16 protein-coding genes are annotated in these 23,009 nt (G+C 72.7%); 10 read left to right on the top strand and 6 right to left on the bottom strand.

Annotated elements, in window-relative coordinates; all coding sequences use genetic code 11:
• Nucleotides 1–108: 108 nt before the first annotated feature.
• Complete coding sequence (gene tap, locus B4N89_RS43285; RefSeq protein WP_078982095.1) at nucleotides 109–2,556, top strand: telomere-associated protein Tap; 2,448 nt, start codon at nucleotides 109–111, stop codon at nucleotides 2,554–2,556.
• Between the two features lie 8 nt (nucleotides 2,557–2,564).
• Nucleotides 2,565–3,131 (top strand): telomere-protecting terminal protein Tpg, encoded by a 567-nt coding sequence (gene tpg / locus B4N89_RS43280; protein ID WP_078982094.1) that lies wholly within the window; start codon nucleotides 2,565–2,567, stop codon nucleotides 3,129–3,131.
• A gap of 18 nt (nucleotides 3,132–3,149) precedes the next feature.
• Here the strand turns inward: tpg and B4N89_RS43275 are convergent, their stop codons facing one another.
• The 3 genes from B4N89_RS43275 to B4N89_RS43265 form a co-directional block, all read right to left on the bottom strand.
• Nucleotides 3,150–3,758 carry an AAA family ATPase gene (locus B4N89_RS43275; protein WP_107504217.1) on the bottom strand — a complete coding sequence of 203 codons (609 nt, stop codon included), beginning with the start codon at nucleotides 3,756–3,758 and terminating at the stop codon, nucleotides 3,150–3,152.
• An 84-nt stretch (nucleotides 3,759–3,842) separates the two neighbouring features.
• The gene (locus tag B4N89_RS43270) at nucleotides 3,843–4,673 is read right to left on the bottom strand and encodes a hypothetical protein (protein ID WP_078982093.1); all 831 of its coding nucleotides are present in this window, start codon (nucleotides 4,671–4,673) and stop codon (nucleotides 3,843–3,845) included.
• Between the two features lie 70 nt (nucleotides 4,674–4,743).
• Nucleotides 4,744–5,388 (bottom strand): TetR/AcrR family transcriptional regulator, encoded by a 645-nt coding sequence (locus tag B4N89_RS43265; RefSeq protein WP_161501021.1) that lies wholly within the window; start codon nucleotides 5,386–5,388, stop codon nucleotides 4,744–4,746.
• A 137-nt stretch (nucleotides 5,389–5,525) separates the two neighbouring features.
• Here B4N89_RS43265 and B4N89_RS43260 point away from each other — a divergent pair, with 137 nt between their 5' ends.
• Entirely contained in the window at nucleotides 5,526–6,326 is an 801-nt protein-coding gene (locus tag B4N89_RS43260) for a TauD/TfdA dioxygenase family protein (RefSeq protein WP_078982407.1), read from the top strand.
• 45 nt (nucleotides 6,327–6,371) lie between these two features.
• Here B4N89_RS43260 and B4N89_RS43255 read toward each other — a convergent pair whose 3' ends face one another.
• The 3 genes from B4N89_RS43255 to B4N89_RS43240 form a co-directional block, all read right to left on the bottom strand.
• Nucleotides 6,372–6,593: a hypothetical protein gene (locus B4N89_RS43255; protein ID WP_078982091.1), complete on the bottom strand. Its 222-nt coding sequence runs from the start codon at nucleotides 6,591–6,593 to the stop codon at nucleotides 6,372–6,374.
• A gap of 326 nt (nucleotides 6,594–6,919) precedes the next feature.
• Nucleotides 6,920–9,445 (bottom strand): protein kinase domain-containing protein, encoded by a 2,526-nt coding sequence (locus B4N89_RS43245; RefSeq protein WP_078982089.1) that lies wholly within the window; start codon nucleotides 9,443–9,445, stop codon nucleotides 6,920–6,922.
• Between the two features lie 7 nt (nucleotides 9,446–9,452).
• Nucleotides 9,453–11,696: a serine/threonine-protein kinase gene (locus B4N89_RS43240; protein ID WP_161501020.1), complete on the bottom strand. Its 2,244-nt coding sequence runs from the start codon at nucleotides 11,694–11,696 to the stop codon at nucleotides 9,453–9,455.
• Between the two features lie 158 nt (nucleotides 11,697–11,854).
• Here B4N89_RS43240 and B4N89_RS43235 point away from each other — a divergent pair, with 158 nt between their 5' ends.
• From B4N89_RS43235 to B4N89_RS43200, 7 genes are all read left to right on the top strand, one after another.
• Nucleotides 11,855–12,190: an SH3 domain-containing protein gene (locus B4N89_RS43235; RefSeq protein ID WP_078982087.1), complete on the top strand. Its 336-nt coding sequence runs from the start codon at nucleotides 11,855–11,857 to the stop codon at nucleotides 12,188–12,190.
• A 538-nt stretch (nucleotides 12,191–12,728) separates the two neighbouring features.
• Nucleotides 12,729–16,247, top strand: a complete 3,519-nt coding sequence (car, locus tag B4N89_RS43225; RefSeq protein WP_235619326.1) for a carboxylic acid reductase — start codon at nucleotides 12,729–12,731, stop codon at nucleotides 16,245–16,247.
• 192 nt (nucleotides 16,248–16,439) lie between these two features.
• Nucleotides 16,440–17,351: an aromatic prenyltransferase gene (locus tag B4N89_RS43220; RefSeq protein WP_078982086.1), complete on the top strand. Its 912-nt coding sequence runs from the start codon at nucleotides 16,440–16,442 to the stop codon at nucleotides 17,349–17,351.
• Between the two features lie 93 nt (nucleotides 17,352–17,444).
• Complete coding sequence (locus tag B4N89_RS43215) at nucleotides 17,445–19,100, top strand: PucR family transcriptional regulator (protein ID WP_078982085.1); 1,656 nt, start codon at nucleotides 17,445–17,447, stop codon at nucleotides 19,098–19,100.
• A 171-nt stretch (nucleotides 19,101–19,271) separates the two neighbouring features.
• Nucleotides 19,272–20,666 carry a diaminopimelate decarboxylase gene (locus tag B4N89_RS43210; RefSeq protein ID WP_101897576.1) on the top strand — a complete coding sequence of 465 codons (1,395 nt, stop codon included), beginning with the start codon at nucleotides 19,272–19,274 and terminating at the stop codon, nucleotides 20,664–20,666.
• A complete protein-coding gene (locus B4N89_RS43205) occupies nucleotides 20,663–21,496 on the top strand; it encodes a M55 family metallopeptidase (protein WP_078982083.1) in 834 nt (277 codons plus the stop codon). Before B4N89_RS43210 ends, B4N89_RS43205 begins: the two co-directional genes overlap by 4 nt.
• A 56-nt stretch (nucleotides 21,497–21,552) precedes the next feature.
• Nucleotides 21,553–22,983, top strand: coding sequence for an amino acid permease (locus B4N89_RS43200; RefSeq protein WP_201261167.1), 1,431 nt, complete (start codon nucleotides 21,553–21,555; stop codon nucleotides 22,981–22,983).
• Nucleotides 22,984–23,009 lie beyond the last annotated feature (26 nt).

The raw sequence follows: 23,009 nt of genomic DNA, 5'->3' as shown, positions 1-23,009 counted from the left end.
CGGCGGGGCCGGTCGCCGGCGTGCGGACCCGTGGGATCGGCTGCCGTGTAAGGTCGATGTCGGGTTCGGAGTGTGCTTGTTGATAGATTCGCCGGGTGGAGGTGGATCATGTCCGAGCCCCAACCGGCGTTGTTCGATGCCGTGGACGCGTTGTTGGCCGAGGCGCCCGGCGATCTCCCGTCGCCGGCCGAGCGTGCGAGGCTGCGCAAGGCCGCCGGGTTCACGCAGCAGCGGGTCGCCGACGCCCTGGGGGTCCAGCGTGTGACGGTCGTGGCGTGGGAGGCCGGGCGCAGCGACCCGCGTCCGCCGCAACGCCAGGCGTACGCCCGCCTGTTGGCGGGGCTCGCCGAGCGCTACCCCGCGCCTCGACCGTCCCCGGGCGGGGCCGACGCGGCGGAGGGCATCACCGGTCCGGCCGACGAACGCAACGGGTCCGTCGAGGGCGCGCCTGCGGCGGACACGGCCGCCGCTGCCCACACCACCTTCACCGTGGACCTCGGCCCGAGCGGCGCCGGGGCCGGGACAGCCGCCGCGCCGTGGGTGCGTAGCGCGCCACGGTCGCCGTCGCCTGCCGCGGAGTCGCCTGCCGCGCTTCCGCCGTCTGCGGGCCGGCCGCCTGCCGCGTCTCCGCCGTCTGCGGGCCGGTCGCCTGCCGCGGTGCCGTCTGGGGGTCGGCCGTCTGCCGTGCCGCCGTCTGCGGCCCAGGCGCCTGTTGCGTCTTCGCCGCCGGTGGCCCAGTCGCCTGGGGCCCGGCCGCCCGCTGCCCAGTGGGCGTCGCGTCCCGACTCGTCTCGGGCGGCTCGCCCCGCCCCGGGCTCCTCGGCCGCATCGCCCAAGTCGCCGCCCCGCACCCGTACGGCCGCCGGGGCCGACACCGCCCCCTCCGACGCGCAGCCCGCAGCCCGGTTCCCCGCAGGCCCCCTCGCCGTCCTCGACGCCGACAAGGCCCGGCTCGTGGCATACCTGGCCGACGGTCGTGTCCTGCCCGGCCCCGCGAAGTCGCTGCCCGCCGTGGTCGCCTGGGCCCTGGACGCCGGCCTCGGCGCCGAACGCCTGCACCGCGCCGGCCGCGACGCCGACCCGCTCGTGGTGGTCACCGCCGCGGCCGCCGAGCGTCTGGGTGTACCCGCCGACCTGGAGGACCGCCGCAACCTGCGCCTGCCCGACGACCACAAGCTGGTCAAGCAGGTCACCAAGGACGGCTGGCGGCTGACCCGGCGCGGCTTCGGCCCCTGGACCAAGGTCTACCGGCCGCCCGCCGACGGCGGCCGGCGGCAGTGCGTGCAGTTCGCCTTCCTCGGCTGGGACGCGCTCGACACCCGTTCCTGGGCCGCCGCCGCCGACCTGCCCGCACCACGACTGGCCGAACTCCTGAGCACCTACGCCACCCGCGTGGTCACCCCCCGCGGCTCCACCGCCGTCGCCGGCCTGACCCTGATGACCGAGCTGCGCCCGCCGACCCAGGCCGTCAAGGACCCGAGCACCGGCAGTTGGCGCTCCGGCCCGGTCGGCGGCTCGCTGACCGAGGCCGTCGACCCGGCACCGCCGGAGGCACCGGACGAGCACCCCGTCGCGCAGAACCGGGGCGGCGCCGACGTGCTGGTGGAGGAGGCGTACGACTGGCACCGCCCCATCCACCTGGTCGGCGACGACGAGGGCAACCGCGAATACGCCGTCGGCCTCGACGTCAACACCGCCTTCCTCGCCGCCGCGTCCCGCCTGCCGGTGGGCCTGGGCGCCCCGGTCCACGTCGAGGCGCCCAGCTTCGACCGGAAGCTTCCCGGCTGCTGGTACGTCGACCTCTCCGGCATCGACCTCGACCCCCGCCTGCCCAACCCGTTCACCCCGACCGGCCTGCCCCCGACCGGCCCCGGCTGGTACGCCACCCCCACCGTCGCCTACGCCGCCGAACTCGGCGCCGAGATCGACCCGTTCGAGGCGTGGATCCGTCCGGAGCACGGCGCCTACCTCGACCCCTGGTACACCCGCCTGCGAGACGCCTACCTGGCCACCATGGCCGACCTCGGCGTCACCCCCGACCTCGACGACACCGCCTTCCTGGCCGCGATGGCCGAGCACAAGCGCACCGACCCCGCCCGCGCGATCGTCCTGGCCGCGATCAAGGCGACCGTCAAGGGCGGCATCGGCAAGCTCCGCGAACGCCCCCAGGGCTCCCGCTACCGCCCCGGCGACCGCTGGCCCGCGCTGGAGCGACCGACCTGGCGTCCCGACATCCGCGCCGCCGTGATCGCCAACGCCCGCGTCGGCATGCACCGCAAGATGCGCAAACTCGCCACCGCCGCCGACCTGTACCCCATCGCGGTGCTCTCCGACTGCGTCGTCTACCTCTCCGAGGGCCCCTCCCCGCTGGACGTGCTGCCACGCACGACCGACGGCAAGCCGATCCCGGGCGGCTTCCGCCTCGGAGTCAGCCCGGGCATGGTCAAACACGAGGGCACCCGCCCCCTCGAATGGGCCCTGCGCATGCTCGTCGAGGGACAAAACCCCGCCCGCCACATCAAGGACGGCGTCGACGCCGTCGCCGAAGGCGAATAGGAACCCGCATGGGCAAGATCGGCGACGGCCTCGACCAGGCCGCCCAACACGTGCTCACCCGCAAACCGCCCCGGTCCACCAAGGCCCGCGTACGGTTCCTGATGAGCAGGAACCAAAACCGCACGCGCACCGTCGCCGCGCTCCTCGGCGTCAGTCAACGCACCGTCGAGCGCTACCTCAAGGGCGACCGCAAGAACCCGCCCGGACCCGTCGACGCCAGGATCGACGCGGAGGTCCGCCGCCTGTGGCAACCCCGGGTCCGCCGCCGCGCCGAACAACGCGCCGCCGCCGCGGGCGCCGTGATCGTCGAGACGCGGGCCCGATTCGGCTTCTCCTCCGCCGCCGGCTCCACCGACGACCCCCGCATGCGCCGCATCACCCAACCCCTTCCGCCCGACCGCGCCCGGGAGTTGTTCGACGCCCACCACGCCGGCGCCCCCGAACGCGAACTGGAACGCATCGTCGCCGCCGGCCTGCACCAGGCCTACTTCCAGGAGGGCGGCACCCGCGCCGACGACCTGGACGCGGTCGAACTCACCGACGTCGACTACTGCGAATTCGACATCCGGGGCTGACCGAGCCGAACCCCGCCACTACCCGTCGCGGCCCTCGCCGGCGAACTCCCCGCCCGGCGGGACCGCCCTGCGATCGTCCGAACCGTCCTCACCGGCGACCTCGGCCCCGCGGCCGACCGCCTCGGCGATCCGCAGGGCCGCCTCGGCGGGGGTCAGGTGTGTGGTGTCGACGACCTCCGCCTCGGCGTGCAGCCAGGTGCGGGCCGCCTCGGCGTAGGGCTCGAGGTACCGGAAACGGAACGGGGAGGGGCCGAGGAGGGTGTCGCCCTCGATCCGCCGACGGAGCGTGTCCTGGTCGGCGTGGAGCACGAAGTGCCGTATCGGGATGGCGTGTTGCCCGAGGCCCGAGCTGATCTCACGCCAGTACCGCTCGACCAGGACGGTCATCGGCATGACCAGCGTGCCGCCGGTGTAGTCGAGCACGCGGTGGGCGGTCTCGACGACCAACCGGCGCCACGGCGGCCAGTGTTGGAAGTTGTCCGTTGCCGGCAGCCCGGGCTTGATGTCCATGAGCGTCTCGCCGACCTTCTCGGCGTCGAGCACCCGTGAATTCGGGACAAGTGGTTGCAGGAGCGCAGCGGTTGTCGTCTTGCCGGCGCCGTGCGTGCCGTTGAGCCATACGATCATGCGTCGACGCTACCGGGGTGCTCGCGGGGCGCGCCGAAGCACGTCCCGAGGCGCACGGCCGGGATCTGTACGGCCGGCGCGTTGTCACTCGCGCCACCACGGTTCGCGGACCACGTCGTTCTCGTCCGCCGCGCAGCCGAGGCCGTTGGCGATCTCCCGGGCGCCGATGTCCCAGCCGACGACGCCGTTGCCGACGCGGTCGAGTTCGATGAGTCGGGCGGGTGTCGGGCCTCGGCCGTAGTCGACGGAGCAGTGCACGACCGGGGCCCACGAGCGGCCGTCGAGGGCGTCGGCGAGTGCGACGACCGGCAGCACGAGCACGGTCGGCACGAGCGCGGCGGCCCGGCCGAACGAGGCCGCGCGCCGCCACGGGGCCGGGGATTGGCCGCGGCGTTCGGGGTGCCGGCCGCGGCGTCCGGCGCGGTACTCGACGACGACGCCGTACCGGAGCAGCACCGAGGCGACCGCCGTGGTCAGCGCCCACCAGGGCCCGAAGAACACGCCGATCAGCACCCCGAACGCGAGCGGTGTCGCGAGGGACACCCCCACCACGCGGGCCCGCGACATACGATCGTCGCCGCGTGGTACGGCGCCGCGGGCGGCGAAGTACGCGAAGCTGACGCGCGAGACCACGATGGCGAGCAGAGCGGCGAACGGCGCGTCGCCGAGGAGCATGCCGAGGATGATGTCGGGCCAGTTCGCGGGTCCCATGGCGGTGACCACGTCGCGGGTCGCGTTTCCCTCGCCGACGGTCCAGGCGAGTTTGAGCGCGGGCAGCATCAGGATCAGCAGGAGCAGGATGTTGTGGCCGGGGCCGCCGCGCTTGTCCGATTCACGGTCCGGTGTGGTGCCCGTTCCGGGTTCCGGCTTGCTGTCCGAGTTGCGGTCGTCTGGGTGATCTGCTCCGGATGTCACAGGCCACAGGATAGGAATCGCGGCGTCCTCGGCGGCGGCACGGCGCGCGGTGTGGGAGAGACCCGCGGGATCAGCGTCGTCGCACGGCTCCCGTGGGATCCAGTACGCCCACTGCCGCGTCGGCGAGTTCGGTCAGCAAGTCCTCGAAGGGCAGGGGGAGTTCGGCGCCCTGATCGAGGCGGCGTTCGCTGTCGGCGAGGGTCGCGGTGACCAGGAGCAACATCAGCCGCAGTCGGGTCGCGTGCACGGCGGGCGGGGTGTCCGGCTCGGCGGTCGCGAGGGCGTCCTCGATCAGCGCGGTGACGGCCCGCACGCCGCCGGCGACGTCGGAACCCAGCGGCGGGGACAGTACCTCGCCCTCCAGGGTGAAGCGGTGCACGAACCGGGCGTAGTGGCTCTCGCGCGCACCGTCGCGCATGGCCTCCGCGAGCGGTCGCAGGTGGATGTCGACGAGCGCCGACAGATCGTCGCGGCGCTCGTCGGGGAGGGCGGCGAGCAGGTCGAGGCGGCGCAGGTTGAGCGGCGCGAGGCGGTCTTCGTACAGCGCGCGGACCAGCGCCTCGCGGGTGCCGAAGTGGTACTGGACGGCGGAGTTGTTGCGCTGTCCCGCCGCGGCGCCGATCTCGCGCAGCGACACGGCGGCGATGCCGCGTTCGGCGAACAGGCGCTCGGCGGCATCCAGGATGCGTGCGCGGGTTCGGGTCTTGACATCCACGGGAGGAGTGTAAGACATTCCGTCTCAGCCGATTCATTAAGACAATCTGTCTCACTGGCTGGAGCACATCGAGCATATCGAGCACACGGCTCGCATGGCTCGCATGGCTCGCATCCAACAACAACCTTGGAGTGTCCGTGTTCGACATCCGCCCTCTGACACCCGCCATCGGCGCCGAGATCGCCGGGATCGACCTGAACCGCGATCTCGGCGCGGACGCCTATGCCGGTCTCGCCGACGCGCTCCACACCCACCAGGTGCTGTTCTTCCGCGACCAGGACATCTCCGCGCGCCGCCAGCGCGACTTCGCGGCCGGCTTCGGGGAACTCCAGCGCTTTCCGTTCGGCGAGCCGCCCGAGGCCGACCTGCCGGAGGTCATGGTCCTGGCCACCGACGGCGACGGGCCGAAGGTCTCCAACGCCGACATCTGGCACAGCGACGCGACGTTCCTGGCCCGCCCGCCGATGGGCACGATGTTGCGCGCGGTGTCGCTGCCGCCGCTCGGCGGCGACACGCTGTGGGCGGACATGGAGAGCGCGTACACCGCCCTCTCCGCGCCGATGCGCGCGCTGCTGGACGGCCTCACCGCAGAGCACGACGTCACCAAGTCGCGCTCGCACCGCGGCGGCGACACGCAGGCACTGCCGCCGGTCGTGCATCCCGTGGTGCGCACCCATCCGGTGACCGGTCGCCGATGCCTGTACGTGAACCGCATCTTCACCACTCGGATCGTCGAACTCGACGAACGCGAGAACGAATTGCTGCTGCCTTACCTGTTCGACCACGTGACCCGGCCCGAATTCCAGGTGCGGTTCACATGGCGGCCGGGCGACATCGCGCTGTGGGACAACCGCGGCACCCAGCACTACGCGGTCTACGACTACCGGGGCCCGCGCGTCATGCACCGCATCGTCATCGAGGGCGACGAACCTCGCTGAGCCCGGCTGTCGTCGGCCGGGAGTTCGCTCGGTCCGGGGATGCGGCTAGTGCATCCACAGCGCCCAGGCGTGGTCGTTGACCTGCTCACAGTAGAAGTAGGCCCCGTGGTTGGGGTATTGGGCCACCGCTCCCGCGCGGCAGTCCTCGGCGGACGCGTAGTAACCCACGATGTACGTGAAGTCCGGCCCGCCCAGGGCGGCCGCGGGCGCGCCGGCGCCGGCCGCGAGTGCGAGGACGAATGCGAAGCCGGTCAAAACCTTGCGCATGAGCCCAACCCCATCCTCCCGGACGGTCCGGCCCGGGGAAACGACGTGCGAGGACTGACGGTTCGTGCCGCGGCGCCTCCAAGTTAGCCGCCCACCACCCGCCGGGACAATAGGTCTATACCTTTGCCGCCGGAGTTCCCCAGGCGCGGTGATCGTGGCCGATTGCCTTTCCCAGGGCCCTCGTATCGTGCCGAGCCTCATGTCCTACGACCCGGACCTGCGCCGACTCGAGGCCCGGTCGGATCGCCTGGTACTCGCGGGCGGCCGGGACTCGCGCGGTGAACTGCCCTATCGTCCGGCCGCGTTCCCGGGGGAGCGGTGTTCGGTTATCCGGCCGCGTCGATCGTGGTGAGTTGGAAGCCGTATCCGATCACCACGACGCCGGCCGCGGCGGTCAGGATCGGGACGCGGCCACCGGGAGGCTGCACGGGGAACGGGTGCTTCCACCGGGTCGTTCCGGTGGCCGCCTCGACCGCCCACAGTGTTCCGGTGGTGTCCGCGACGTACACGTTGCCGAAGTCGTGGCGCACCATGGGACCTTGCGTCCCGAACGTCGGTCGGCTCGCGGAGCCGCCAGGTATCGAACTGCGCCAACGCAGCGTGCCCTTGCGCGCGTCGAGGCAGTAGAGCGTGGTCCGGGTGGCGGCGAAGACCGTGTCGCCGTCGGTGTCGGAGGCGCAGTCCGTGAAGGTCTCGCCGGCGGTGGCGGCGGCGAAGTCCCACACCTGCTTTCCCCGGTCCGGTTCGATCAGGCGGACCCGGTCCGCGCAGTAGACGAAGCCGCCGGCGGCCCAGCAGACGGGGATCGGCGGACGGTCCACGGGGACGTACCCCTGCGTCGACACCGTCGGTACGTCGGTGGTCCAGCCGCGGGCGCCCCCGTGCGTCGCGTCGAGCGTCACGAGGCGTCCGTCCGAGCTCCGGTCGCCGTCGCCGTGCAGGAGCAGGTTGGGGCCGCGCGGGGGGACGAACAACCCGCCGATGTCCGTGCCCACGGTCTCCCATACGCCGGCCCGGGTGCGGACGTCGACGGCCCAGACGAACCCGAAGGAGGACGGCGTCGTCACATCGGCGATCCCCCGGCCGGTGACGAAGGCGATGTCGTCGACGATGCCGGCCACGCCCGTGGGGGTCCATGCGACGTGCGGCAGCGGGAGCGTCCACAACTCCCTTCCGGTGCCGGGCTGGACGGCGCTCAGCACGTCCTGCCGAACGGCCGCGTTGGTGCCGGTGAGGTAGGCGACCCGGTCGTCCCCGGCGACCCTGCCCCTGTCGTTCCAACTTCCGGTCAGCGGAATCGTCCACCGCGGTCGCCCCGCGCCGGCGTCGAACGCGTCCCGGCCGTTTTGGCTGGTGGCGATCACCGAACCCCCGTACACGGCCACGTCGGTGACGGGTCCACTCGCCTTGGCCGTCCACGACGTCGCGGCCGCCGGGCCGTCGAGGACGCCCCTGCGGCCGGTCGGGGCGGGCAGCGGCGCATGCGGGACGACCGGCGGCGGGGCCGGGACGGTGGCCGGCGGCGCGGATTCCGCGCCGGTGGCGGACGGCATCGCGGCCGCGCCCCGGACCGGATCGCCTTGCCTCGGCAGCAGGACGGCCGCCACGCCGCCGGAGACGGCCACCGCCGCGCCGGCGGCGAGACCGAGCAACAACCGCCTGCGCGCGGGCTGTCGACGATCCGGCTCCGGCGGGCTCGGGCTTTCGGGACGGGTGGACGCGCCGGGCGACGGTCCCGTGGCGAGTGGCACGGATGCCTCGGGCGGCGGCGGCCACGTCCCCGGCCGTGCGGAGCCCGCGGGCGGTGCGGCGCTCCCGGGCGGCGGCCACGTTTGGGACGGCACCGAGGCCCCGGGCGGCGCGGCGCCTTCCGGCAGTGCCGACGTCTCGGGCGCCGCCGACGTGGGTCGGTCGTCCGGGCTCGTCGTGTTCGGGGCCGGGTGGGCGTCCGCCGCGTCCCGGGAGGCCGGCAGGTCCGTCAGGACGTCGGCCGCGCGGCTCACGGCGCGCGTGACCGCATCCGGCAGCCAACTTCCCCCGCCCGCACCGCTCTCGTCCCGGCTGACGAAGTCGATCAGCGCCCGCGGCGTCGGACGCCGCACGGGGTCCTTGTCCAGGCACGCCGCCACCACGTCCCGGATGGAGGCCGGCAGCGCGCCGACATCGGCCGGATCGCCGACGACGCGCCGGAGCACGGCGGCGGGCGCCCCGTCGCCGAACGGCCGCTGCCCGGACGCCGCGTACACCATCGTCGAGCCCAACGCGAACACGTCGCTCGCCGTGCTCACCGACCGCCCCAGGGACTGTTCGGGCGACATGTAGCCCGGCGATCCCACGATGGTGCCCTCCCGGGTGAAGGAGGTGCCGTCCAGCGCGTGGGCGATGCCGAAGTCGATGACGTGGGGACCGTCCAGCGCCAACAGCACGTTGCCGGGCTTGAGGTCGCGGTGGATCACCCCCGCCGCATGGATCCCGACCAGCGCCTCGGACACCCCGGCCAGCAACATCCGCAACGACGCCTCGGGCAGCGGGCCGTGCCGCCGAACGGCGTCGTGCAGCGACAGGCCCGAGACGAACGCCGTCGCCATCCACGGCGGATCGCCGTCCGGATCCGCGTCCACGACCGGCGCGGTGAAGGCTCCGGACACCCGCCGCGCGGCCGCCACCTCGGCTCGGAAGCGGTTGCGGAAGTGCTCGTCGGCGGCGAAGTCCGCGCGGATGACCTTCACCGCCACGGCGCGCCCGGCGGCGGAGCGGCCGAGGTAGACCTTCCCCATGCCACCCGAACCGAGCGGCAGGAGCAGGACGTACGGGCCGATCCGTCGCGGATCCGAGGCGTCGAGCTGTTCCATCCGGCGACTACGCCCCGCTCGCGGCGACGACGACCAGCGAGGTGCGGTTGGCGCCCCACACCCGACCGCCGCCCACCGCCGTGAGCAGGACGTCGGTCGCGTCCTGGGTGGGGTCGCTGTACTTCCATCGGCCCTTGCCCGTCTCGGCGTCCACCGCCCAGAGGTTCGCCCTGTCGTCCGCCACGTAGACGTTGCCGTCCGCGATTCGGATCCCGGCCGAGTCGGATTCGTGGAGCGAACCCTCCTGCGGCGCGGTGGCCCACCTCGGTGCGCCGGTGGCCGCGTCGAGGGCGATCAGGCCGACGGCGCAGGTGACGTACACCGTCCGTCCGTCCGGGCTCGCGACCGGATCGCCGAAGGGGTCGCCGCCGCGGGTGGCCCGAAACGTCCACCGCTGCCGGCCGTCGAGCGGGTCGACCGCGACGACCGAGGATCCGGCGTACACGTAGGCGCCGCCCGCGAAGCAGGCTCGCGTCCGCGCATAGGCGCCGAAGGAGCCGCCGGGTACCGGGTTGCGCCAGCCGCGTCTGCCGGTCGCCGGGTCGAGCACGACGACCTCGCCGTCTCGACCGATCGCGCCGCCACCCGCGAGGATCATCGACGCGGTCGTGGGCGGTACCAGCAGCACCGCCGCCACGTCCGTGCCGGTTTCCTGCCACAGCGTGTCGCGCTTACGGGTGTCCACGGCCCACACGAGACTCCGCGCGGGGGGACCGCCCGGAAAGTCGCCGGAGACGATCACGGTGTCGCCCAGGATCCCGGCGACGACCCGCAGGAGCAGACCGCCGGTCGGCGCCGCCACCGACCACAGGAGTTTTCCGGTCGAGACGTCCATGGCGTGCAGGCCGTCGACACGCGTGGAGCCGGCGCTGCCGCAGAAGTAGAGAACGCCGTTGCGCACGAGGCCGGGCCGATGCCTGGCCGACACGCCGACGCTCGCCGAGGTCGGCCCCCAACGGGCCTTGGCGTCCAGATCCAGGCCGTTCGCGGCGAGCAAGCCGAAGGAGACCAGGACGTCGCCGCTCAGGACGAGACCCTCGCACGGATCGCCGAGGTCGCGCATCCTGCGGACGACGGCGTCGGGGGCGGTGAGGGGCGTGGTCGCCACGGCGGCCGGGGCGGACGGGGCGCCGGTCGGACGGGGGAGGGCGGACCCGCTCGTGCGGCCGGCGTTCGCGGTGTTTCCCCCGCCCCGGTTCGACAGCGCGACGGCCGCGGTGATGCCGCCGGTCACCGCGACGGTGCCCGCGACGCCGACGAGCAGGGCCCGGCGACCGATCGTCCGGGCCGTGGGCGGTGCCTGCGGCTCGGGCGGGATGCGCGGGGACGGCAGTGTCGGGAGTATCGGCGCGGCCGGGGGAGCGGTGAGGGTCGACGCGCGGACCGCCATGATGTCGGCGGTCAGCGGCGCGGGCAGCCAACTCCCGGCCGCCACGTCGACGCCTTGGCGTTCGATGTCCTCGACCACCTCGGCCGGGTCGGGCCGCTCGGCGGGGTCCTTGGCGAGGCAGCGCAGGATCAGTGCGCGCAGCGGTTCGTCGAGCCCGGCCAGCGGTACCCGGTCCGGCTCGGTGCCGGCGACGCGGAACATCAGTGCGGCGGCGTTGCCGGTCCCGAACGGGGGCAGCCCGGTGGCGGCGAAGTATGCGGTGGCGCCCAGCGAGAAGACGTCGCTGATCGGCGTGAGCAGCCGCTCCAGAGCCTGTTCGGGCGACATGTAGCCGGGTGAGCCGATCACCGCGCCGCTGCGGGTGTGCGAGGTTCCTTCCACCGCCCGGGAGATCCCGAAGTCGATGACGTGCGGTCCGTCGAGCGCGACCAGGACGTTCGAGGGCTTGAGGTCGCGGTGGATCAGGCCGGCGGCGTGTATGTTGCCGAGCGCCTCCGCCAACCCGGCGACCAGCATGCGCAGCGCCGCCCCGGGCAGCGCCCCGTGCCGGGCGACCGCGGTGGACAGGGGTACACCGGGCACGAACGCCGTTGCCATCCAGGGGACCGGGGCGTCGGGATCGGCGTCCACGACGGGAGCGGTGAAGGCGCCGGAGACGCGGCGGGCGGCGGCGACCTCCTGTCCGAAACGAGCCCGAAAGACCGGATCGTCGGCGAGTTCGGGACGGACGACCTTGACCGCGACGGTACGACCGCCGGCCGAACGGCCCAGGAACACCTTGCCCATGCCGCCCGCACCGAGCAGGCCCAGCACGGCGTACGGCCCGACCCGCCGCGGATCGGCGGCGCCCGAAAACTCCATGGTTCCCCTCTTCTGCGGCGGTCGCCAGGATACCGACCCGATGATCATGCTGCGGCGGGGCCGTGTCGCGTGAACCGGATATCCGCGCGAGTGGGGTAGCGGAAGGATCGGTGGGTCCTGTTCCTCACGTCGATCAAGGGAATCTGCCAGTGAGCAAAATGGGTCGAAGCGCCGCGGCCGTACTGGCGTCGGTGTCGTTGTTCGCCGGTGTGGGCGTCGCGCTCGCGCCGTCGGCGTCCGCCGCGAGCAACCCCGGGTGCTACCGGGATCTGCGCGACCACACCGCCAAGGTCACCGGCAACAACGTCAGCCTGCGCAAGGGCAAGGGCACCTGGACGCCGATCCTGCGGGTGCTCCAGAAGGGTGCGAAGGTCACCGTCTACTGCCAGGGCGTCGTGTACCGGGACGGTGACGCCGAGGCGAGCGAGTGGTACTACGTCAAGCACCAGGCGTCGGGCATCAAGGGTTGGGTGTCCATCAAGTACGTCCGTTGATCCACGGCTCCCGGTGGTCCACGGATCCCACCGATCCACGATCGTGAACCCCCCGGGCGGTGGTCGCCCGGGGGGTTCACGGCGATCGGCGCCTTGCTCGGAGGAAGACGCGGGCGTTGTCCAGCCACGCCCGCGCGTCCCCGCCGCCCGGACCGGCCGGTTCGACCCGGAACGGCTCCGTCGGAAGGGGCAACCCCGCGGCGTGGAACGAGAGTTCGCATCCGATCACACCCAGGGTGGCGATCTGCCGGAGTCGATCCGTGGGACGGCGTGCGGTGCCCACCGCATCGAGGACGTCCTGCCCGTGGGCCCACACCTCCATGAGCCGAAGCGGCGCCAAATGGGCGTTGCGGTGTCGATCGTTTACGTCCAACGGCGTCGGGGTGTGCGTCCCCTGTCGACCCGAAGGGACCCGATCGGGGTGGTTCGGTTCGCCAGGTCGGGTGGTTCTGCGGGCGCGGCGACGTGGCGACGGGGGAGTCGATGGGAGGCTTTCGGTGGAATCGACGTCCCCCACGCTTGGAAGGTTTGGTGAGTCGTGTCCTCGTCCTGCGCGACGTGCGACCGGGAGATCCGGGAGGATCGGGACGCCGCGGTGCCCGAGCCCCCGAAGCCCGCCGATGTGGTGGCGCGGGACCCGCAGTTGCGCGCCGCCGTGCCCGTCGACTCGGTCGGCGCGGCGTTTCGGGATTCCGCCGACAGCCTGGTGCGGAGCGTCGCGCTGCTGATGGATGCCTACGCCCGGCGTCCCGCCCTCGGCCGGCGTGCGACACGTACGGTGATCGATCCGGAGTCCGGTCGCACGACACTGGAACTGCTGCCGCGCTTCGACACGATCTCCTACGCCGAGCTGTGGGAACGGGCCGGCGCGGTCGCGGCCGAGTGGACGCGCGATGGGGGGTGTCCGGTCGGCGCCGGGGATTTCGTGGCGCTGTACGGTTTCGTCGGCGTCGACTACACGGTGCTGGACCTGGCGTGTCTGCGGTCGGGGGCGGTGTCCGTGCCGTTGCCGTCGAGCGCCGCCGTGGCCCGGTTGCGGCCGATCGTCGACGAGGTCGGGCCGCGAGTCCTGGCGGCCGGCGTCGAAGTCCTGGACAGCGCGGTCGAGTTGGTGTTGTCGAGCAGGTCGAAGCCCCGACTCGTGGTGTTCGACCACCACCCGGAGGTCGACGATCAGCGCGAGCGCTTCGAGGCCGCGCGCAAGCGCCTGGCCGAGGCCGGACTTCCGGGGATCGACGCCCTCACGGTCGTCACCGAGCGAGGACGTACGCTCCCGCCCGCCGCGTACTCGAACTCGGACTCGGACTCGGACACGATGCGCCTGCTCGTCTACACCTCCGGCAGCACGGGAGAGCCGAAGGGCGCCATCTACACGGAGCGTATGCTTCGGCGACTGTGGCTGGGCAGCATCCCGGCGGACGACGGGCTGCCGTGGATCACCGTCCACTACCTGCCCCTGAGCCATGTGGCGGGCCGCACCGCGCTGTTCCACACCCTGGGCCACGGCGGCACCGCGTACTTCACCGCGAAGAGCGATGTCTCGACCCTCTTCGACGACATCCGGCTGGTCCGCCCGACCCAGCTGATGCTGGTGCCGCGCATCTGCGACACGCTGTATCGGGAGTATCGCCGTGAACCGCCCCGACGGGCGGGGCAGTCGGCCCCCGAACCCCGCCTCGGCGGCCGGGTGTTGCGGGTGATGTGCGGCAGTGCGCCGCTGTCCCCGGAACTCGCGCGGTTCATGGAGTCCTACCTGGGCCGGACCGTGCACGACAGCTACGGGTCGACCGAGGCCGGCGTCGTGTTGTTCGACTCTCGCGTCCAGCGGCCGGCGGTACGCGAGTACAAGCTCGTCGACGTACCGGAATCGGGCTACCACACCACCGATGCCCCGCATCCACGCGGCGAGTTGCTGCTCGGGTCGGAGTTCGTCACCCCCGGCTACCACGGGCGGCCCGAGGCGACCGCCGAGGTCTTCGACGAGGACGGGTTCTACCGAACCGGCGACATCATGGAGCAGACCGGCCTGGACCGACTGGTGTACGTGGGCCGCCGCAACGACGTACTGAAGCTGGCCCAGGGGGAGTTCGTCGCACTCTCGCGGCTGGAGAGCGTCTTCGCCACCGCCGCGCTCGTGCGGCAGGTCTACGTGTACGGCAACGGCGAGCGCGCCCACCTGCTCGCGGTGCTCGTGCCCACCGAGGAGGCGATGGCGCGGGCCGAGGGCGACGAGTTGAAGCGGGCGCTGGGCGAGTCGCTGCACCGTGTCGCCAGGCAGGCCCAGCTGGAACCCTACGAGGTCCCCCGGGACTTCCTGGTGGAGACCGAGCCCTTCGACACCGGGAACGGCCTGCTGTCGGAGCTGCGCAAGAACGTCCGGCCCCGGTTGAAGGAGCGCTACGGGGACCGGCTGGAACGGCTGTACGAGCGGACGTCGAGCGGGCGGCCGGACGAACTGCGCGCCCTGCGCGAGGGCGGCGCCGACCAACCGGTGCTCGCGACGGTCCGGCGGGCCGCCGGCGCTTTCCTGGGGCTGTCGGTCGCGGACCTGGGTCCGGCCACGAGCTTCACCGACCTGGGGATCGACTCGCTGTCCGCGCCGGCGTTCGCCGAACTGCTCGGGGACGTCTTCGGGGTCGAGGTCCCGGTCGGCATGCTGCTCGGCCCGGCGTGCTCCCTGCGCGCGATCGCGGAACACATCGAGGCGGTGCGCGAGTTCGACGAGGTGCGCCCCTCGGCGACCACCGTGCACGGCGCCGGCGGCGAGGTGGTGCGGGCGGCCGACCTCACGCCGGACCGGTTCATCGACGCCGCCACCTTGAAGGCCGCCCGTTCGCTAGCGGCATCGGTACGGCCGGCGGCGACCGGGACCGTGTTGCTGACCGGCGCGAACGGCTACCTCGGCCGGTTCGTGTGCCTCGACCTGCTGGAGCGCCTGGCCGGCACCGGCGGCCGGCTGGTCTGCGTCGTGCGCGGCCGGGACGACGCCGAGGCCCGTCGCCGGCTCGACGCCGCCTTCGACGACGGCGGCGACGGGGAACTGCCGCGCCGCTACCGCGACCTGGCCACCGGCCGGCTCGACGTGCTCGCCGGAGACATCGGCCGGGAGCGGCTCGGCCTCGACGCGGGCACGTGGCGGCGGCTGACCGAGGACGTCGATCGGGTCCTGCACCTGGCCGCGCTGGTCAACCACGTGCTGCCCTACGACCAGCTCTTCGGCCCCAACGTGGCCGGCACCGCCGAGCTGATCAAACTCGCGCTCACCGGGCGGATCAAGCCGTTCACCTACCTCTCCAGCGTCGGCGTGGCCGCGGGGGCCGAACCGGCGCGGCTCGACGAGAGCGCCGACATCCGCGCGGCGAGCCCCGAGCGCCGCCTCTCGGACGCGTACGCCACCGGCTATGCGACCAGCAAGTGGGCCGGCGAGGTGTTGCTGCGCGAGACCCACGAGCTGTGCGGCCTGCCGGTGACCGTCCTGCGCTCGGACATGATCCTCGCCCACCCCCGCCACGCCGGCCAGCTCAATGTGACCGACGTGTTCACCCGGCTGATGCTGAGCCTGGTCGCCACCGGCATCGCGCCGACCTCCTTCTACCGGAGGGACGCGGGGGCACCACGACCGCGCGCGCACTACGACGGTCTGCCCGTCGACTTCGTCGCCCGGGTCGTCGACACCCTCGGCGCACGCGACGGAGACGGCTTTCGGACGTTCAACGTCGTCAACCCCCACGACGACGGCATCTCGCTGGACACCTTCGTCGACCGGCTCGTCGCGGCCGGCCACGCCATCGACCGCGTCGACGACCACGGCGTCTGGTTCACCCGCTTCGAGGCCGCGCTGCGGGCGCTGCCGGAAAAGCGGCGCCGGCACTCCGTACTGCCCCTGCTGCACGCCTTCCGGCAGCCGGCCGAACCGGTGGCCGGCTCGCGCCTCCCGGCCGGACGGTTCGCGCGAGCCGTCCGGGCGGCGGGGATCGGCGAGTCGGAGATTCCCCACCTGTCCGCCGGGCTGATCGACAAGTATACGGCGGATCTGCGCCGTCTCGGACTGATCTGATTTCGCGTCGATAATCGCCCGGCCCGGCCGGAACTCGGCCATTCGGGCGCCTTTTCGGACCCGATACTCTGAATGTGATTCGCGTTCCGCGACATACCGACATGTCCTTGCAGAGCTTTATGGGATCGTGAGTGAATAGCCGCTTCGCCGTTTCGTAAATTCCTCCGCAAGGACCGGGAGTGCATCCTGATTATGTCTACCATCGAATTTTCTCCGTCCCGATTCCTGGCGGACATCGAAACGTCCGCCGACATCCTGGGCGCCGACTACTGCGCGCCGATGACGCGCCGGGTGCTGGACGTGTTCGAGGAGAGCTTCCACCGGGGGGCGGTCCTGTGGCGCACCACCGATCGGCCCGGTGGCGCGCTGAACTATCGCTTCTACGAGCGCAGGCCACTCGACACCGTGTGCATCGCCGAGCGGGCCGGATTCATCCCCGCCCGCAGTCCGGCCGCCGGCCTGATCCGTGCCTGGAGCGGGCTGTACGCGGGATCGAGGGAGTTGTGCGACTTCGACTCGGCGCAGGGCCTGGTCAAGACGTGGGTGTATCTGGACGGGAGGCGGCCCGTCGAGGAGGTCCTCGACACGCGTGGGATCCCGGATCCGATCCGCCGGCACGAGAGTCGTTTCCGCGAACTGGGCCTGACGGTGGTGCGGAATGTGGCGGTGGATTATCAGCAGGGCACCGCGAACCTGTACTTCCGTACCGGGGAAGGCATCGACGCCGGGTCGACGAAGCGACTGCTCGCGCTGTCCGGGGGCACCATGCCGGACGCGCGGACTTTCGGGGACATGCTCGCCTTCACGGCCCCGGGCGGCTATACGTTCTCGGTGACACTGCGGATCGACACGGGACGGATCGAGCGGGTCGGGTTCTATGCTCTTCGGCTTCCCGCCGGGCGGTTCCCGCACATCGGTGGCCGGCTGGCCACGTTCTTCGACCGGGTTCCCTCCCACGACGACGCGGAGATGAATGCCGTCGCCTGGTCGTTCGGCTCGGGAAATCGCCGCTATATGAAGGCCGAGCGCAGCTACTGCGGACGACTGGTGGCCCTGATGCACGACTGCGACAGCCCGATGACCGTCCCCGTCATGCACTCGTGACGGACAGCAAGGCGGGGGGAGTGACGGGCCCAGCCCGGTCCGCGGCCGCGGACCTCGTCCCGGGTGTCTCGGCGTGCAGGCGATCATGGACGTATGACCGAGCGTGAATCCTCCGGCCGTCCCGCCGCGGCGACACTGGCCCGGGTCCTGGATCTGATCGACCCGGGGATCATCGACGTCGTGGCGGCGCCGTGCGGGACCGACGTGCCGGTGCGCGGGGTCACCCTGTACGACCTGGGCGACGAGGGCGCCGACGGCGCGGCGCTCGCCGGGACGATCCTGCTCGCGGTGGGCGTGGACCCGCGCGGGCGCGAAGCGGTGGAGGCCGTGCGGGCGGCCCGGGACGCGGGGGCGAGCGCGCTGGTGCTCCGGCGCGGGGCGGCCGGGGTGGACCCGGCCGTGGTCGAGGCGGCCGAACACGGCGGCACGGCCCTGCTCACCCGGCATCCCCGACGCGGCTGGACCCACGTCCTCGGCCTGCTGCGCAACGCCTGCGCGCAGAGCGGCACCTTCGAACTCGCCGCCGTCGACAGCCTGCGCCCGGGGGACCTGTCCGGCCTGGCCAACACGGTCGCCGACCTGGTGGGCGGCGCGATCACGATCGAGGATCCGCAGTCGCGGGTGCTGGCCTACTCGCGGATGGACCACGAGCCGGATCCCATGCGCCGGGCGACCATCCTGAACCAGGAGGTGCCGCGCTGGCGGGTGGCCGAGCTGCGCGAGAGCGGCTTCTTCCGCACCCTGTGGGGCACCGACGACGTGGTTCGGCTGCCCGCCGACGAGCGTTACGCGGAGCGGCTGGCGATCGCGGTGCGCGACGGGGGCGAGGTGCTGGGGTCGATCTGGGCCGCGGCCGACGGACGCCCGCTCGCGCCGGACGCGACGGCGGCGTTGCGTACCGCCGCCCGGGCGGCCCTGCCGCACCTGGTCCACCACGAGACGCGCGGCCGCGAGGCGGCGCGGCGGCGGGAGGAGGCGGTACACACGCTGCTCGGCGGCGGCGCGGGCGCGGAACAGGCGGCCCGGACACTGGGGGTGCGCCCGGATCGGCCGTACACGGTGATCGTGGTCGAGGCGTACGAGCGTCCCGGGACGGAGGCCGCGGCCGACCCGCCCACGCACGCCGAACAGCGGGTGCTCGACGTGCTCGCGCTGCAGGCGACCGCGCTGCGCCCGGAGTGCGTGACCGCGCGGGCCGGGCGGCGGCTGTTCGTGCTGACCCCGGCCGGCGACGCGCACGCGGACCCGGCGCGGGACCTGGTCGCCACCGCGCGGTCGGTCCCGGGCACGGTGGTCTTCGCCGGCGTCGGGCCCACCGCGGGGCGGCCGGACGCGTTGCCCGGCGCGCGCGAGGAGGCCGAGATCGTGGTGCGGGTGCTGCGCGAGCGGGCGGCGGCGTCGGCCGGGGCGCACGCGTCCGCGTCGGCGCTGTCCGCCGACGTGGTGTCCGAGGTGGCCCTGGTGCGCCTGCTGGACCGGCTCGCACCGCTGTGGCCGATGGCCGGGCCGGTGCACGAGATGGTCGAGCACGACCGCCTGCACGGATCGGAGTACTCCGCGTCGGTCGGCGCGTACCTGGGCGCCTTCGGCGACACCTCGGCCGCCGCGCGCGGGCTGAGCGTGCACCCGAACACCCTGCGCTATCGGCTGCGCCGGGCCGGGGAGCTGTTCGGGGTGGACCTGGACGATCCGACGGGCCGACTGCTCGCGGATCTCGGGCTGCGATTGGTGTACCGGGCGCGCCCGTGAATCCGGAGCGGGTCCACATCGCATTTCATGATCATTTTCTTGTCGTGGCAGACAATCGATGCTGCCGCCTTTGGTCGCCTGTGACGCTGACCCCCGCCCGCGCCCGGATCCAAGCTGTGCATGCGACTCGAACGGGCCGCGAACACTCGACATCTCCGAGGTGTGGTGCACGTGACTTCCGCAGCGGCCCGACGGCGTCGATCGGCCCGAGAGGCGGCCCTGGCCCGAGTGGTCGAGCAGGGGCTGCTGGGCCCGGAGCAGCCCCTGCTCGGACTGCTGGACGTGGACGGCATCCGGGCGTCGGTCGACGCGCTGACGGCGGCGTTCGGCGACACCCCCGTACTGCACACCTTCGCCGCCAAGGCGTGCGGCCTGGTCCCGGTGCTGCGCCTGCTCGCCGACGCGGGCATGGGCTGCGAGGTCGCCTCGCCGGGTGAGCTCGAACAGGCCCTGGCGGCGGGGTTCACCCCCGAACGGCTCGTCCTGGACAGCCCCGCCAAGACGATCGAGGAACTGCGGTACGCCCTCGCGCACGGCATCGCCGTCAACGTCGACAACTTCCAGGAACTGGCGCGGATCGACGCGATCGTGGCCGAGCGCCCGGCGACGGGGCCGATCGGGATCCGGGTCAATCCGCAGGTCGGCGCGGGCACGATCGGCGCGATGAGCACCGCGACCACCACGTCCAAGTTCGGCATCGCGCTGCGCGACCCGGGGGCCGTCGAGGCCGTGGTCGAGGCGTTCGTCCGCCGGCCGTGGCTGAACCGGCTGCACGCACACGTCGGCTCCCAGGGCTGCCCGCTGTCGCTGATCGCGGCCGGCCTGCGGGCCACCCACGAACTGGCCGAGCACGTCAACGCCGTCCTGGGCCGGCGACAGATCACCGGCCTGGACATCGGCGGCGGCCTGCCGGTGGACTTCACCGGCGACGAGGACGACCCGACCTTCGCCGACTACGTCGCCGAACTGCGCGCGTCCGTGCCCGAACTCCTGGACGGCCGCTACGAGTTGGTCACCGAGTTCGGCCGCTCGCTGCTGGCCAAGAACGGCACGATCGCCTCGCTCGTGGAGTACACGAAGAGCGCCGGCGGCCGACGCATCGCGATCACCCACGCGGGTGCGCAAGTCGCCACCCGAACCGTGTTCATGCCCCGGGCGTGGCCGCTGCGCGTGGGCGCCTTCGACGCCCACGGCCGACCCAAGCACACGCCGGAGGAGATCCAGGACGTCGCCGGCCCGTGCTGCTTCGCCGGCGACCTGACCGCCGTCGGCCGCCCGCTCCCGCTGCTCGAACCGGGCGACGTGGTCGCGCTGTACGACACCGGCGCGTACTACTTCTCGTCCCACTTCGCCTACAACTCGCTGCCCCGCCCGGCCGTGTACGGCTACCGGGTCGTGGACGACGAGGTGCGCCTGGCCACCGTCCGCGAGGCGCAGACCGTCCGCGAAGTGGTCCTGGAGAGCGGCGCGGCCCATGTGCACGCCCTGGTGGACCTGGGGTCCGCGACCTCCTCGGGGTACCCGTCCGAGCACGACTGTCCCGACCCCGAGGAGGTGGCGGTATGACCCGCGTCCTGATCTCCGCCGACATGGAGGGCGCCACCGGCACGGTGCTGCCCGCCGACGTGCGCGCCGGCAACCCGCGCTACGAACGATTCCGGCGCCTGCTCACCGGCGACGTCAACGCGGCGGTGGCCGGATTCCTGCACGGCGGCGCCGACGAGGTGATCGTCAACGACGCGCACTGCGGCATGGACAACGTGCTCCTGGAGGAACTCGACCCGCGCGCGGTGCTCATCGTCGGCCGCAACAAACCCCTCGGCATGCTCCAGGGCCTCGAACTCGACGTGGACGCGCTGGCGTTCGTCGGCTACCACACCGGCGCGGGCGAGGCGGGCGTACTCGCCCACACCTACCTCTCGCACAGCGTGCTCGGCGTGCGCGTCGACGGCCGCGCGGTCGACGAGGGGAGCTTCAACGCACTCGTCGCCGCCGAGGCCGGGGTGCCGGTGGTGCTGGTCACCGGCGACGACCTGACCTGCGCCGAGGCCGGGCGCTACGCCCCGGGCTGCCGTACGGTCACGGTGAAGACGGCCATCTCCCGGCATGCGGCGATCTGCCGTACGCCCGCCGCGACGGCGGCCGACATCCGCCGCGAGGCCGCCGCCGCGTTGGCGAGCCCGGGAGACCGGGGCCGCGCGATCCCCGCCCCGCACGTGGTCGAGGTCGACGTGGACAGCCCCTACCTCGCCGAACGGGCGAGCGCGATGGGCGGGGTCGACGTCGTCGGCCCGCGCACCGTGCGCCTGGAAGCCCCCGACGCCCGCGAGGCGCTGCGCCGGTTCCGGGCCCTGACCTGGGTGATCGGCGCCGGCCGCGAGGACGACTGGACCTGACCGGTCGCGCCCGCCTGCCCCCTACCTCTTTCGTTCCCCGCCCCGCAGGAGTCTCCATGTCGTCGCAGTCCACATCCCCGACCGAGCAACCACGACTCAGCCGTTCGCTCCGCAACCGGCACATGGCCATGATCGCGATCGGCGGGGCGATCGGGGCCGGTCTGTTCGTCGGCAGCGGCAGCGTGATCAAGACCGCCGGGCCGGCCGCGATCGTGTCGTACTGTCTCGCCGGCGCGCTGGTGTTGTGCACGATGCGCATGCTCGGCGAGATGGTCGTGGCGAGGCCGTCCTCGGGTTCGTTCTCGGACTACGCGCGCAGTGCCATCGGGCCCTGGGCGGGGTTCACGATCGGCTGGCTGTACTGGTACTACTACGTGATCATCGTGGCCGTCGAGGCGGTCGCGGGCGCCGCGATCCTGCACGCCTGGATCGATCTGCCGCTGTGGGTGCTGGCGATGGCCCTGATGGCGGTGATGACGGCGACGAACCTGCTGTCGGTGAAGTCCTTCGGCGAGTTCGAGTTCTGGTTCTCCTCGGTCAAGGTCGCCGCGATCATCGCGTTCCTGGTCGTCGGGGGGCTGCACGTGTTCGGCGCGTGGCCGGGCAGTTCGTTCGACTTCTCCAACCTCACCTCGCACGGCGGCTTCGCGCCGAACGGCTTCACCTCGATCTTCTCCGCCATCGTGGTGGTCATCTTCGCCTTCGGCGGCGCCGAGATCGTCACGATCGCCGCCGCCGAGAGCAAGGAGCCCGAGCGCTCCGTGGCCAAGGCCACGACCGGCATCATCTGGCGGATCATCCTGTTCTACGTCGGCTCGATCTTCCTGGTCGTCACGATCGTCCCGTGGGACGGAGCCGAGGTGCTGGCGAGTCCGTACGTCGCCGCGTGGGACATCATCGGCCTGCCCGGCGCGGGAACGGTGATGGACATCGTGATCCTCACCGCCGTGCTCAGCGTGCTCAACTCGTCGGTGTACGTGTCCTCGCGCATGCTCTTCGCGCTGGCCGCGCACGGCGACGCGCCCAAGTGGTCGGTCCGGACCAGCAGGCGCAACGTCCCGGTGCGGGCGATCCTGGCGGGTACGGTCGTCGGCTGGGTCTCGGTGGTGCTGGCCTACCTGTCGCCGGACACCGTGTTCACGTACCTGGTCAACTCCTCCGGTGCGATCGCCATCTTCATGTACGTCATGATCGGCGCCTCGCAACTGCGCATGCGCCGCCGGTTGGAGCGCGAGGCGCCGGAGCGACTGACGCTGCGGATGTGGCTGTTCCCCTACCTCACCTGGGTCGTGATGGCGGGCTTCGTCGCCGTGCTGGTGGCGATGGCGGTCATCGACGACCAGCGCACCCAGCTGTTCACCAGTCTGGGCAGCCTGGCGGTCGTGCTCGCCGCGTACGGGCTGCGCCGGGTGTACGGTCCGCGCCCGGTCCACTCGGGCGAGCCCCGGGACCCGGAAGCCGCCCCGGAATCCGTCGTCACGCCGTAGCGGCCGAACCCGGCACCACCCCCGCT

The organism is Embleya scabrispora (genome assembly GCF_002024165.1).
Lineage (GTDB): Bacteria > Actinomycetota > Actinomycetes > Streptomycetales > Streptomycetaceae > Embleya > Embleya scabrispora_A.
This window is presented reverse-complemented; position numbering and strand designations above follow the sequence as displayed.